Below are 14,619 nucleotides of genomic sequence, written 5' to 3' on the forward strand. Positions count from 1 at the left end.
AAATGATAAAGAAATTATTTAGCACAGCTGCATTGGCAATGCTTTTAACAGCCAATGGGCAGGCACAGAATAAGCAAATTGTAAAAGTAGATTTTGATTTTTTTCAGAGAAGACTGGAAGAAGTTCACGCTCCGGGTTATGATTCGTGGGTTGTAAATGAAATGAAAGAAGACCAAAAAACTTTTAATAGTTTAACATTTAAGTTAAAAGGAAATTTTACTTCAAAATGGTATAAAGTCGGGATGAATGCCCCTTATTATAACAGATTAGGCAGTGACGGTCTGGTTACAGCCGAAAATCTGGAATTAAAAATCAGTGGATTAAAGCCAGGAAAACATACGCTTCTGACGTTTCATAATGCTTTTGATGTCATTACAGGAAAAACATTTTCACCAATAAAAATATTTGTAAACGGAAAACTGGCAGAAACTGTGAATGCCAGCCAGAGAGCCAATGCCAAGGCTGATGCTTCTATGGCATATATTTCTTTTAATGCTGTAAAATCGAAAGAAGTCGTTATACGCTTTGAAATTGATCCGACCACAAATCCGGATATTGTTAAGCAGATTGTAATTAATGGTTTTGAAGTTGATACGCCGAACTTGATGAATCAGGCGCGTTCTCCAAAACCGGAAAATGCAAATGAGCATGTCGTTACAGTTGATAAAAAGGTTTTGTTGGAATGGGAAGCTTCAAAAAATGCGGTGGCGCATAAATTGTTTTTTGGAGAAGATAAAAATGCTGTTGCTAATGCTACTGAATCTTCAAAAGAATTCAAAGGAAAATTAACTGACAGGACGTTTCCAGTTGTTGATTTATACAGCGGTTCAACTTACTATTGGCGTGTTGATGAAGTAGATGCTAAAGGAAATGTTACATTAGGAAATGTCTGGTCATTCAAACCGGCACAATTGGCCTTTCCGGGAGCAGAAGGTTATGGGCGTTTTGCAGTTGGAGGCCGTGGCGGAAAAGTGGTTGAAGTAACCAATCTTAATGATGACGGACCGGGAAGTTTGCGTGACGCTATCAATCAGGAAATCGGACCGAGAACAATCGTTTTTAATGTTTCGGGAAATATACAGTTGAAATCAAGACTAGTAGTGAATCAGCCCTATATCACTATTGCCGGACAGACAGCTCCTGGAGAAGGAATTACGATTAGCCGTGCACCAATTGGCCTTACCTGGAATGATGGTGTAATCCGCTTTTTGAAAGTTCGAATTGGTGGTGGAACGACTTTTGACGGAATGGGATTAACGGGTGCTGATTACAGTATAATCGATCACTGTTCTATCAGCTGGACGATTGATGAATCATTCAGTTCAAGAGGAGCACATCATATTTCATTACAAAGGACTTTAATTTCAGAAGCCCTGAACGTTGCCGGACACGATAAATACGAAGCCGGGAAAATGCACGGATATGCAGCAACAATTGGTGGCGATATTGGAAGTTTTCACCACAATTTACTGGCACACAATTATGGACGTAACTGGAGTATTGGAGGTGGTTTAAGCGGTGACGGATTTTATACCGGAAGAATTGATATTCGAAACAATGTCGTTTACAACTGGGGAAAAAGAACTACTGACGGTGGAGCAAACGAAGTTAATTTTGTGAACAATTACTACAAGCCTGGCGCTTCAACAGATATTTTTGTAGCACTAAATGCACAGCACGAAGGAGTTGGAAAAGGAATGCAGCGTTATTTCTTTGATGGAAATGTAATGCCGGGATACTTCGATGAGAAATCTCAGGATAAGGGAAGAAAAATGACCGTTACCAATAAAGAAATTGTAGAATACGAAACGTTTGTAGATAAGCCTTTCTTCGAATCTTATGTAAATACGGAATCAGCAAAAGGAGCTTATAAAAATGTACTTTCGGATGTTGGTGCGAATCAGCCTTTTTTTGATAAACACGATAACCGAATCATAGAGGAAACTTTAAAAGGAACTTTTACTTATAAAGGAAGCAAAAGTGGTTTGGGTGGTATGATCGATAATGAATCAGATGCGGGTGGATGGCCTGAGTTTGCTTCAGAAACCCGTCCTGCAGACTGGGATACCGATCATGATGGTTTGCCGGACTGGTGGGAAAAAGCATTCAGTTTAAACGAAAATTCTAAAGCAGGAGATTTTTCAGATGCGAATTTAGATTTAGATGAAGACGGATTTACGCAATTAGATAATTATTTAGACTGGATGGCACAGCCGCATTTCTTTATAAAATCGGGTGAGAAAACAGTTTTAAATGCTGCAGACTATTTTAAAGGTTACGAAACAACCCCGGTATTTACTTTTTCCGATCTTACTAATGGGAGAGTAGTCTTAAAAGGAAAAGAAGTTCAGTTTACGCCTATTGAACCAGGATTAGCATCTTTTGTATTAACAGTTAAAGATGCAGATGGCGATACAATGAGCCGTAAAATTAATTTCCTTGTGAAATAATAGAAAGATTTGAAGCAGATTTGATTTAAGAAATTTGCTCAGATTTCAATTTAAAAGCAAAAAAATAATCAGCCAAATCTGCTAAATCTGCGAGAAAAATTAACCTCCCGAAGATTTAGCAGATCAGGCAGATAAAAAAATATATCAAATGAAAAAGCACATTCTCATATCGTCTTTATTCCTTTCAACAGTAATTTTTGCCCAAAACAAAGGTTTGGTAGCCAATTCTGAAAGCCCTTATTCTAAATTACAGAGTGTAGGTTTGCAGGATGTAAAATGGACAAACGGTTTTTGGAAAGAACAATTTGATGTTGAAACCCAGAATACATTACCTTATATGTGGGACTTGTATCATAATGATGAGGTTTCGCATGCTTACAAAAACTTCGAAATTGCAGCGGGAGAAAGCAAAGGAACTTTCAAAGGACCTTCTTTTCATGATGGAGATTTTTATAAAATTTTTGAAGGAATGGCAGCGACATATGCAGTTACTAAAGATAAAAAACTCGATGCAGAAATGGATAAAGCCATTGCACTTTTTGCGAAAGCACAGCGAAAAGACGGCTATCTGCACACACCGGTTCTAATCGATGAACGCTGGGGAACGCTTGGACCTGAAGAAGTGAAAAAACAATTGGGTTTCGAAAAATACAATATGGGGCATTTGATGACTGCGGCCTGTATTCATTACCGGGCGACAGGGAAAACTAATTTCTTAAACATTGCCAAAGGCGTTGCCGATTTTCTATATGATTTCTACAAAAAAGCTTCACCGGAATTGGCAAGAAATGCAATTTGTCCATCTCATTATATGGGAATTGTCGAAATGTACCGCACTACTAAAAATCCAAAATATCTGGAATTGGCCAATAATCTGATTGATATTAGAGGAACTACAGATGATGGTACCGATGACAATCAGGACAGAATTCCGTTTAGACAGCAAACTACAGCAATGGGTCACGCCGTACGGGCTAATTACCTGTACGCAGGTGTCGCCGATTTATACGCAGAAACCGGAGAGAAAAAATTACTGGATAACCTGGAATCAATCTGGGATGATGTAACGTATAGAAAAATGTATATCACAGGAGCCTGCGGTTCTTTGTATGACGGGGTTTCTCCAGACGGAACTTCGTATAATCCAACCGATGTGCAAAAAATTCATCAGGCCTACGGAAGACCTTTCCAATTGCCAAATGCTACAGCTCATACCGAAACCTGTGCTAATATTGGAAATGTGCTGTGGAACTGGAGAATGCTTCAGATTACAGGAGATGCCAAATATGCGGATATTGTGGAATTAGCTTTATACAATAGTGTTTTGTCAGGAATCAGTCTGGAAGGAAAAGAATTCTTTTATAACAATCCGCTGAATGTTTCTAAAGATTTGCCTTTCAAACAAAGATGGAGCAAAGAACGCGAAGGCTACATCGCTTTGTCAAACTGCTGTGCGCCAAACGTAACCAGAACCATTGCTGAGGTGAGCAATTATGCTTATAACTTTTCGAAAGAAGGTTTATATGTGAATTTATACGGAAGTAATAATTTGAATTCAATTACGCTTTCCGGAGAAAAAATTGAAATTGAACAACAAACCAATTATCCGTGGGATGGAAAAGTTATGTTGAAAATCATAAAAGCTCCTAAAGATATTTACGCTTTCTTATTGAGGATTCCGGGCTGGAGTCAGGGGACAACTATTTCAGTTAATGGCAAAAATATAAATGAGACAGTAGTTTCAGGTTCGTACCAAAAATTAGTACAACAATGGAAAAAGGGAGATGTCATCGAATTGAATATTCCAATGCCGGTACAACTGATGCAGGCAAATCCATTGGTAGAAGAAGTAAAAAATCAGGTTGCCGTAAAAAGAGGACCAATTGTATATTGTTTAGAATCGAATAAACTTCCGGCAAATGTAAAAGTAAATGATGTTGTTTTGGATTTGAATTCTAAATTCACTACAAATTTTATAAAAATAGACAATAGAGAATTGTTGAGTATAACTGCCAGTTCATCAATTACTCCCGATAATTCATGGGATAAAAAATTGTACAAACCTATTTCTACAAAAGACAACAAGGAATACAGTATCAAATTAATTCCTTATTTTGCATGGGGAAATCACGGAAAAGGCGAAATGTCTGTGTGGCTTTCTCATTAAAAAATAATTTACCATATAAGTCATATAAGTTCTGTTTTTTAAAACTTAAAGAATGTTATATAATTTACATGGTTAAAAAATAAAACCTTATGAAATATATTGTTACTTTATTTTTAGCATTTATATCTGCTTTATCATTAGCGCAAACAACAGATAACCGATTTGAATTAACTGTGGCACAGGATGGATCCGGAGATTTTAAAACAATACAGGAGGCGATTAATAAAGTGAGAGATCATGCCGAAAAACGAGTTGTAATTTTAATAAAAGAGGGTACTTATAATGAAAAAGTGGTAATTCCGGCTTTTAAAAGAAATATTACTTTAAAAGGTTCAGACAGAGAAAAGACGATTATTTCATACAACGATTATTCCGGAAAACCCTTCAGAGGGATTGACGTTACGGGAGATACCAAATTTAGTACTTATACGTCTTATACTTTATTAGTTCAGGGAAATGATTGTTCGGTAGAAAATCTGACTATAGAAAATACCGCTGGTAAAGTAGGTCAGGCAGTGGCTCTGCATACTGAAGGCGATCGGGTTTCAGTGAAAAACTGTTCAGTTTTAGGAAATCAGGATACATTGTATTTAGCAAAAGGAGGAACCCGAAATTATTTTGAAAACTGTTATATCAGTGGTACTGTCGATTTTATTTTTGGTGCTGCAACAGCTTATTTTTACAATTGTACTATTGAAAGTTTAAGTAATTCGTATGTTACGGCGGCATCAACGACTCAGGAAGATAAATACGGATTTGTTTTTGTGGATTGCAAACTTACAGCAAAAGACAATTCTGTAGATAAGGTTTTTCTCGGACGTCCGTGGAGACCTTTTGCAAAAACAGTGTTTATCAATGCAGAATTGGGCGCACATATTATTCCCGAGGGCTGGAATCCATGGAAAGGTGATAAAAATTTCCCTGACAAGGAAAAAACGGTTTATTATGCAGAATCAGGCAGTAAAGGGGAGGGCGCAAAAGATATGTCTAAAAGAGTTTTCTGGTCACATCAATTGAAAAAATCTGATCTAAAAAAGTACGGTTTAGAAAAGGTATTAAATGGCTGGAATCCTAAAAATTAAACATGATCATAATTATTAAATACTTACAACCATTTTATTTTCAATATTAGTTTTTAAGTCTATAAAAAACTGTCTATCAACTTTTTTACTAATAAAGGTCAGGTGTATGTAACTCTAAAACATTTTAAGAACTTTGAAGCAGGTCATTTTCCTGCTTTTCTTTTTGGAAAAAGGCAATACTCATTTTCAGACTTCAGGAAAGAAAAGTAGACAGATTAGCGTTTAAGGGAATGAAGAAGTACAGTTTTAAACGGACTATAATTCTTTATTAATGTTGTTATAGTCTTAACACTCAAAACTTACGATAAATCTTAAAACACATTAATAAGTATTAACCTATATAAAAGTTATTTTTTATTTTTTTTATAAATTTTTTTATTTTTTTTTATTAGCCCTAAATGCTATTTTTTGTAAGATTTTTAACTAAAAGAAATCGATTTCCTACAATGTTTTAGGATGAAAAAATTAAATTAAATTACTGTTTTTTTAATGTCTTTGCTAAAACCTCTCTATTTGTGGGTGTTTTTTCTTACTTATTTTATTTGTGTATTGTTATATTTAAAATTTCCTCATTTTTTTTAGTGTTATTCTATTTTGTCTTACATTTTTTTGATGATATAGTTTTTTTACTGGAATTTTTTTGATGATAATATCGAAGCAGGATGCCACAGGACAGTTGTGATTTTCAATCATTATATTTTTGAAACCAAGTAATAAATGTAGTTTTAACGTTTAAAATTTTGAAGGTATTTAACAGCCGTATAAATACAGCATTTTTCAACAACAATAAAAATACATTTTTATAAACTAAACTAACCTAACTATTAATCTAACTAAATCAAAGATTTATGAAACAAACACTTATCAAAAGATGTAGTTTTATTCTGTTTGCCTTGATGAGCATTGTTACTTATGCCCAGACTGCAGGCAGTCAAATTAAGATCACAGGTACTGTTACTGATCCCACAGGTTTACTTGTGCCGGGAGTAAACGTAACCGAAAAATCTACCAAAAACTCTGTAAGTACAGATTTTAGTGGTAGATATGAAATTAATGTAAAGCCAGGTGCAACATTAGTTTTTTCTTTTATTGGAATGAAGAAAATGGAAATTCCTTTAAATGGTCGTACCAATCTTGATGCTAAAATGCAAGAGGATTCTAATGTATTAGATGACATTGTGGTTGTAGCCTATGGTACACAGAAGAAGAATAATGTTACAGGAGCTATTGCTACTATAAAACCTGATGATATTCAGGATTTACCTGTATCAAATTTGTCTGAGGCATTGAGAGGTTTAACTCCGGGTCTTACTGTATCTGGAGGTTCTACACGTCCTGGAGATGCTGGGACTATTCAGATACGTCAGACTTTTGGTTTAACGAAAGATGGAAACTCAACTATACCTTTGATTGTAATTGACGATATGGTTCAAATAGATCCATCTGATGGTAAACCAACATTGGAAACTTTTAACAGATTAGATCCTTCAGAGATTGAAAGTATAACAGTGTTAAAAGACGGTTCTGCTGCTATTTACGGTTCACGTGCCTCTCAGGGAGCTGTAATTGTAAAAACAAAAAGAGGTCAGAAAGGTAATTTGAAATTTACATACTACAGTCAATACTCATTTAATGATGCTGTAAGTCATAGTAAAACAATGAATGCGTATGAGCATGGTATCTGGAAAAACAGATTTTTAAGATCTACTAATCAGGCTAATCCAACTGCCAATCCTGCTATATATTTCTCAGATGCAGAGTTGGAAGAAATGAAAGGTTTAGATTATAACTGGCTTGATAAAGCATGGAAACCAGCCGTGCAGCAAAGACAATCACTTTCTGCTAGTGGAGGAACTGATAAAGCGACGTATTTTGCAGGTATAACTTATTTTACTCAGGATGCCAATCTTGGTGATCAGGATTATCAAAAATGGAATTTCCGTACAGGTACTACACTTAAAGTGGCAAGTGGTTTAGATTTCTCTGCTTCGATTTCTGCAAATACGGTAGATAATGAAAAATCATTCACTAAATCTTCAGCAAATTTAAATGACAGCAGTTTTGGTTCTCTTACATCTGGAGAACAGGCAGATTATGGTTACTTACTGCACATGCCAAAATATGTTCCATGGCAGACAACTGTTGACGGAGTAGATTATTGGTTGTCTCCAATTGCCCGTTCAGACCGTAATTTAGGAAGCGCAAATGCCAATACAACTATTGCAGGATGGAATTATTTTGCAACTTTAGACAGTGGAAAACAAACTGATGAAGATTTTTCATACAATGTTAACTTGTCTTTAAATTATAAAGTACCTTTTGTAAAAGGATTATCTCTTAAAGGAAGTTATGCAAGAAGCCAGTCTAGTAGTAATTCTGAACAAATGCAGTTACCATATGATTTAGTTCGTATTAAAGGTTATGAGTTGGCCAATAGACATTTGGCGTCTTCAGCTAACCCTGTTTTTGGTTCAACTGGAGATTATGCTTTAGAAACCAATGTCCGGGGTTCAAGAGTTTATTATAATTCAAGTTCTGATAAATTGATTCAGACTAACTTTTTTATCAATTATGCCAGAACTTTTGGAAATCATAATATTGAGGCAATGTTTGGCGTGGAACGTTCGGATTCCAATTATAAATCAACTCGTTTAGCTTATGAAAATACTTCAAAAGACTATTTAGGGGATTATCTTACAGCAGGTACGCTTACTACAAACTCACAAGGATTAAAAGGTGAAGCAGGAACGCTTTCTAATATGGGACGTCTTAATTATAGTTTTAAAGACAGATATTTAGTGCAATTGCTTTTTAGAACGGATTCTTCTACAAAATTTTCACCTGATAACTATTCAGCATTTTTCCCTTCAGCTCAATTAGGTTGGGTTGTATCTAAAGAAGATTGGTTTACAAATAATGTATCATGGATTGATAACTTAAAATTACGTTATTCAATTGGTAAAACGGGTAAAGATAATGTTAAGCCATGGCGTTGGTTAACCCTTTATGATACAACTGTTGACAAAGGATATCAATTTGGATCTGCAGGTGGAACTTTAGGTGGGGCACTGACTCCTAGACCTACTGCAAATCCATATATGACGTGGGATAATACACTGAAACAAAACTTTGGCATTGATTTAACTTTATTACAGAACAGGTTGCAAATTACTGCAGATTATTATTATGACAAAAACACAGATGTCCTAATGAGTATAGCAGGTGAGGCAGGAACTCCAATTTCTGTTGGGGGTGCTCTTGCAGAACAAAATTATGGAGGTATTGATGCCTGGGGTACAGAGTTTAGTATAAACTGGAATGATAAAATTAAAAAAGATCTTAGCTACAATGTAGGAGTGAATTTTAGTTTTAATGATAATGAATATACCAAATATATAGATGTACCTTCACAACATCCATCTTTAAACACAGTTCAACAAGGGTATTCGACTTTTACACCGGTGTGGGGCTTTAAGACATGGAATGGAACTTCAACAAAAGATGGAATTTTACGTACTGACGAGGACGTTACCAACTACTGGAATTATTTAACAGCAAATGCAACAGCTGTTGGAGGAGTACCTAATTACTTGGGAGTAAATAATATTTCAGGAATGAGAAAAGGAATGCTGGCTTATCAGGATTTAGGAGGGGCATATGATGGAATAACTAAAACTCAGGCACCGGCTGATGGTCAAATTGCCAGAAATTTAGATTATGCAAAATTAGCTAATAATAACAGAACATATGGTTTTACTAGCAATTTAGGAATGAAGTATAAATCTGTTTACTTTAGAACACAAATTTCAACTTCATGGGGAGGATATAATTCTATTGATTTAGTTAAACAGGGTACTTCTTCAGCTCATAATGACTGGGCTCATGAAACTTTTTGGAATGATATGTATGATGCTACTGATAACCCTGACGGAAAATATCCTAATATGGCTCAGTCGGATAGCGCTTTTGCACCATCAGATTTTTGGGAAGTTAGTAATTTTAGATGTGTTGTTAGAAACCTTACAGTAGGATTTGACCTTCCGCAAGAAGCTCTTAAAAAGATAAATATTCAAAGAGCTACTTTAGGAGTTACCGGAAACAACCTTTGGGATTTGTACAATCCTTATCCGGATCACTATCGTAACATGTATGATAATTCTTCTTCAAGATATCCTACACTTAGAACATGGTCAATTAATTTGAATGTTACATTCTAATTTAAACTTAAAAAATATGAAAACAAAGATTAATATATATCTATCATTAGCACTTTTACTTGTATTTGGAGTTTCGTGCAGTGATGATTTTTTGGAAGAGAAAAAACAGTATTCCTATTTTGATGATGAGTTCTTTCAGAGTGAGGAGCGTGTGAACTGGTTTGTGGGTAACATGTATTATGATTATTTCGATGCTTACAAATCTCCTATGGGATCTGTGGTAGGCTCATTTGCAACTACTCAGGCATCTTATACAGAGGAAGTTGGAGGTATGTCTAATAGTGCGAATGATAAAAGTTTGATTAATCCAAATTTTACATGGGAAAATCCAGCTGATACACCAAATTATTTTGGAACCGTATTAGGTGATACAAATAGAAATGAACCTTATACAAGAATTAGAGAGTGTAACATCATTTTAGAAAATCTGGATAGTAAAGGAGCTAATTTGTCGCAAGTTTTCCGTGATAGAGTAAAAGGTCAGATGTACTATTTACGTGCTATTCAGTATTTTGATTTAATGCGTACATATGGCGGTGTTCCAATAGTAACAAAGGTAGAACAGGCAAATTCAACAGATCCTGTAACAAAACATCCTAGAGCGACTGTAACTGAGGTAGTAAATCAAATCGTAAGTGATTTAGATTTAGCAGCCAGTTTATTGCCGCCAACATGGGGAGCATCAGATTACGGGCGTTTTACAAAAGGTGCAGCATTGGCTCAAAAGTCAAGAGTATTGTTAACTTACGCAAGCCCTTTGTTTAATAAAAACTGGGATACTTCAACAGAACGCTGGGACAAAGCTTTGCAGGCAAGTTTAGAAGCTGAAACTCAATGTATGGCAGGAGGAAATAATTTGTATGGTGCATCAGCAAGCGACTGGGCAAAGATGTTCTATAACTTTGACAATGTTTTTAACCCTGAAGCAATTACTGTTCGTCTTTTGTCTAATGGTAATTTAGGTGTTAGTTCAAACGGTTCCTGGGAACGATCTATGCGAGTTACAAGTCAGGGTGGTGTTGCTGGTGGAGGTGTAGATGCTCCAAAAAGAATGATTGATTTATTTCCAATGAAAGATGGGAAGCGCCCAACAGCTTCTACTAAATATAATTACGATGAATTAGCATTTTTTAAAAATCGTGACCCACGTTTTTACAGAACTTTTGCATTCTCAGGAAGTTATTGGCCATATAATAATAATATTGCACTTCCTGCAGTTCATGTGACGGCACCAACAGTATGGGCCTATCGTTGGACTAGCCCTACTAATGCTAATACTTTTGGTTTTAGTATGGGTAATGATGTTCCAAGTCCTGCTTTTGTTCGTAAAATGTCAAGTCCAACAGTGGGTAATACAAGTAACTTCCAATTTTCAGGAACAGATATCATTGAATATCGTTTTGCCGAGCTGATACTGAATATTGCTGAATGTTATGCCGCTAAAGGTGATATCCCAAATACTTTAGTGTATTTGAAAAAAATAAGAAGTCGTGTAGGTATTGAACCTGCTGATAATTATGGGATTGGAACACCGGCTGATAAATACGCAGCTCTTGAAGCTTGTTTATATGAGCGCAGAGTAGAGCTGGCTTACGAAGGGAAACGTTTCTGGGATATTCAAAGATGGATGCTTTACAGTGATGATGCTTCAATTAATGATGCAACAAATACTAAACTTGGTATTCCTGTAATAAACGGTACTCAGCGTGTTGGTAATTACCTGCATTATAAAAACGGAACTAGTGCTGTTGGTACAGACCCTCTGGCTGCTGCCCGTGCTTCTATTTCAGTTGATCCGGATGCTACAAATTTTGAAGCTCAAATTCTGGCCTTAGAAACTTTTTATAAAACTAATTTTGAATTCCGTTCTCCTCCAACAGCTATGGATAATGCTGGCGGTGTAGCAACTAATATTTTATGGAGACCAAATTATTATATAATGGGGCTTAATCAGGCAACATTAGCAAATAATACATGGTTGACTCAAACTATCGGATGGAAAGATGCTAATGGAGCAGCAGGAACTTACAACTATCAAGAATAATTTATAAATTAAAAGTGCCTGATATTTCAGGCATTTTTATTAATATCTTAATAAAACGTTAACATTAAAAATAGACTTTTCACCTGTATTCCCTCAAAAAGATACAGGTGATTTGTTTAAAAAGAATTACCAAAATTAAAATTAACATGAAAAATTCAGCACTATTTATCTTATCGCTGTTGGTTTTAGGGAATGCAAAATGCTTCGCTCAATACCCAAAAATAAGTCCTGAAATGGCTGCGCAATCAAAAGCTTTTATAGATGAAGCGGATAAGCGCTCTGATGAAGCCTGGGAAAAAGCATTAGTTATTATTGAAGAAGAAGCAAAACATGGTAAGCCTTTTATTCCATGGGCATCAAGACCAAACGATTTACCACAGGCATCTATACCTGCTTTTCCAGGAGCTGAAGGAGGAGGTATGTATACTTATGGAGGTCGTGGCGGTAATGTTTACACCGTTACAAGTCTTGAAGACAGAGGAGCTGGAACTTTACGTGAAGCTTGCGAGCAAGGCGGGGCCAGAATCATTGTTTTCAATGTATCAGGAATTATCAGAATCAAAACGCCGTTAATCATTCGTGCACCTTATATCACTATTGCAGGTCAAACTGCTCCTGGTGACGGTATTTGTGTAGCAGGAGAATCTATTTGGATCAATACTCATGATGTTATTATCAGACATATGCGTTTCCGTAGAGGTGAAACTTTCGTAGGACGCAGAGATGATTCTATTGGAGGAAACCCTGTTGGAAATATTATGATCGATCACGTTTCTGCAACCTGGGGATTAGACGAAAATATGTCTATGTACAGACATATGTACAGCCCTGGTGCAGGCTATCCAGACGAAAAGAAACCTACTGTGAATATCACAATCCAAAACAGTTTATTTGGAGAAGCTTTGGATACCTACAACCACGCTTTCGGAAGTACTTTAGGTGGAGAAAATTGCTCTTTCATGAGAAATATGTGGGCGAGCAATGCAGGTAGAAATCCTTCAATTGGTTGGAACGGAATTTTCAATTTCGTAAATAATGTAGTGTACAATTGGTACAACAGATCAACAGATGGAGGTGATTACACTGCAAACTATAACATTATCAATAACTTTTACAAACCGGGACCTGTTACTAATTTAAACGAACCAATCAGCTACAGAATCTTAAAACCGGAATCAGGGAGAAGTAAATTGTCTTATATGGTTTTTGGTAGAGCGTATGTAACAGGAAACATAGTGAATGGTAACGAAAAAGTAACCAAAGACAACTGGGATGGTGGTATCCAGATCGAAAACAAAAAAGGAGAGTTAATGGGTTATGATGAAGCTAAAACGTATTTCGATAAAATGAAAAGCGACAGACCTTTCCCAATGCCTTGGTTCCGTCCAATTATGAAAGCAGAAGATGCTTATGAATTTGTTTTGAAAAATGTAGGTGCAACATTACCAGTCAGAGATAAAGTTGACGAAAGAATCGTAAGAACTGTAAAAACAGGAACTCCAGAATATGCAAAAGGTTTAGAGAAAAAGACTTTCTACCAATTCGAACACAGACGTTTACCGATGGATTCGTACAAGCAAGGTATTATCACAGATATTTCACAAGTAGGAGGATATCCTGAATACAAAGGGAAACCTTATGTTGATACAGACAAAGACGGTATGCCGGATGCATGGGAGAAAAAATATGGTTTAGATCCAAAAGACCCATCTGACGCTAAAAAAGATTTAAACGGTGATGGATATTCAAATATCGAAGATTACATCAACGGTGTAAACCCGGCTATCAAAGTAGACTGGACTGATTTAGCCAACAACAAAGAAACTTTGGTAAGACCTTTGTTAGACTTAAAATAAAAAGTGAAGTTAGGTCATAAACCTTGAGATAAACTTTCGACTTTATGACCTTTGACTTTAGACTAAAAAATAAATAAAATGACATCAATTAAGAAATTAGGTGCATTGTTTTTGCTTTTTGCCTTTTGCAAATTAAGCGCACAACAATATGCAGATCCAGAATACATCAAGGTTACCAATGAAAGAGCTTCAAAAATTGTCGAAAAATTAGCTTTGAACAATAAGGAAAAAGAAAACGCTGTAAATAATATTATTGCGCAGCAATTCCGTGATTTAAGTAAAATTCAGGACACAAGAGATGCTGAAATCAAAAAGGTAAAAGACGATACTACTTTAGCTAAAGAAAAGCAAAATGAGAAAATCGATAAGCTAAAAGCAAATGCAGACAAGTCAATTGATAAACTGCATAAAGCCTATTTAAAAAAATTAGCAACTCAATTAAACGAAGCGAAAATCACTGAAGTAAAAGACGGAATGACTTACGGCGTACTTCCAATTACGGTAACCGCTTATAATGATATGATCCCTACTTTAAACGAAGCTCAAAAAAAATATATTTATGATGCTTTAGTTGAAGCCAGAGAACATGCCATGGATGGTGGCTCATCAAAAGAAAAGCATGCCTGGTTTGGTAAATACAAAGGAAGAATCAACAATTATTTGTCAAAAGAAGGCTATGATTTAACTAAAGAGCGTGAAGGCTGGAATAAACGTATTGCAGAAAAAGAAAAGAATAAAAAGAAGGAATAATTGTTGTTTTTCTTTATAAGTGTGTTTTTAACATTTTTAAGTTAAACCTTTTG

The 14,619-nt window shown here is 35.6% G+C and carries 7 protein-coding genes; all 7 read left to right on the forward strand.

Translation table 11 applies throughout. From position 1 onward, the window contains the following. The first annotated feature begins 2 nt into the window (after window positions 1-2). The 7 genes from JE46_RS12105 (at window position 3) to JE46_RS12135 (ending at window position 14,566) form a co-directional block, all read left to right on the forward strand. Entirely contained in the window at window positions 3-2,450 is a 2,448-nt protein-coding gene (locus JE46_RS12105; protein ID WP_031455550.1) for a pectate lyase family protein, read from the forward strand. Between the two features lie 148 nt (window positions 2,451-2,598). Further along, window positions 2,599-4,617 carry an aceric acid hydrolase gene (locus JE46_RS12110; protein ID WP_031455551.1) on the forward strand — a complete coding sequence of 673 codons (2,019 nt, stop codon included), beginning with the start codon at window positions 2,599-2,601 and terminating at the stop codon, window positions 4,615-4,617. A gap of 89 nt (window positions 4,618-4,706) precedes the next feature. Further along, on the forward strand, window positions 4,707-5,699 hold the full coding sequence (locus JE46_RS12115) for a pectinesterase family protein (RefSeq protein WP_031455552.1): 993 nt from the start codon (window positions 4,707-4,709) through the stop codon (window positions 5,697-5,699). A gap of 848 nt (window positions 5,700-6,547) precedes the next feature. Then, window positions 6,548-9,916, forward strand: coding sequence for a SusC/RagA family TonB-linked outer membrane protein (locus tag JE46_RS12120; protein WP_031455553.1), 3,369 nt, complete (start codon window positions 6,548-6,550; stop codon window positions 9,914-9,916). Window positions 9,917-9,932: 16 nt separating this feature from the next. Then, window positions 9,933-11,960, forward strand: coding sequence for a RagB/SusD family nutrient uptake outer membrane protein (locus JE46_RS12125; RefSeq protein WP_031455554.1), 2,028 nt, complete (start codon window positions 9,933-9,935; stop codon window positions 11,958-11,960). A 146-nt stretch (window positions 11,961-12,106) separates the two neighbouring features. After that, window positions 12,107-13,816: a pectate lyase family protein gene (locus JE46_RS12130; RefSeq protein ID WP_031455555.1), complete on the forward strand. Its 1,710-nt coding sequence runs from the start codon at window positions 12,107-12,109 to the stop codon at window positions 13,814-13,816. 78 nt (window positions 13,817-13,894) lie between these two features. Further along, entirely contained in the window at window positions 13,895-14,566 is a 672-nt protein-coding gene (locus JE46_RS12135) for a DUF3826 domain-containing protein (protein ID WP_051872874.1), read from the forward strand. The last annotated feature ends 53 nt before the right edge of the window (window positions 14,567-14,619 follow it).

The sequence above is a fragment of the Flavobacterium chungangense LMG 26729 genome (genome assembly GCF_000735715.2).
In the GTDB taxonomy this organism is placed as follows: domain Bacteria; phylum Bacteroidota; class Bacteroidia; order Flavobacteriales; family Flavobacteriaceae; genus Flavobacterium; species Flavobacterium chungangense.

Bases quoted from the DNA above. Each gene is read 5' to 3' on its own strand.
- JE46_RS12105 (WP_031455550.1), top strand. From the start codon at position 3: ATGATAAAGAAATTATTTAGCACAGCTGCATTGGCAATGCTTTTAACA.
- JE46_RS12110 (WP_031455551.1), top strand. From the start codon at position 2,599: ATGAAAAAGCACATTCTCATATCGTCTTTATTCCTTTCAACAGTAATT.
- JE46_RS12115 (WP_031455552.1), top strand. From the start codon at position 4,707: ATGAAATATATTGTTACTTTATTTTTAGCATTTATATCTGCTTTATCA.
- JE46_RS12120 (WP_031455553.1), top strand. From the start codon at position 6,548: ATGAAACAAACACTTATCAAAAGATGTAGTTTTATTCTGTTTGCCTTG.
- JE46_RS12125 (WP_031455554.1), top strand. From the start codon at position 9,933: ATGAAAACAAAGATTAATATATATCTATCATTAGCACTTTTACTTGTA.
- JE46_RS12130 (WP_031455555.1), top strand. From the start codon at position 12,107: ATGAAAAATTCAGCACTATTTATCTTATCGCTGTTGGTTTTAGGGAAT.
- JE46_RS12135 (WP_051872874.1), top strand. From the start codon at position 13,895: ATGACATCAATTAAGAAATTAGGTGCATTGTTTTTGCTTTTTGCCTTT.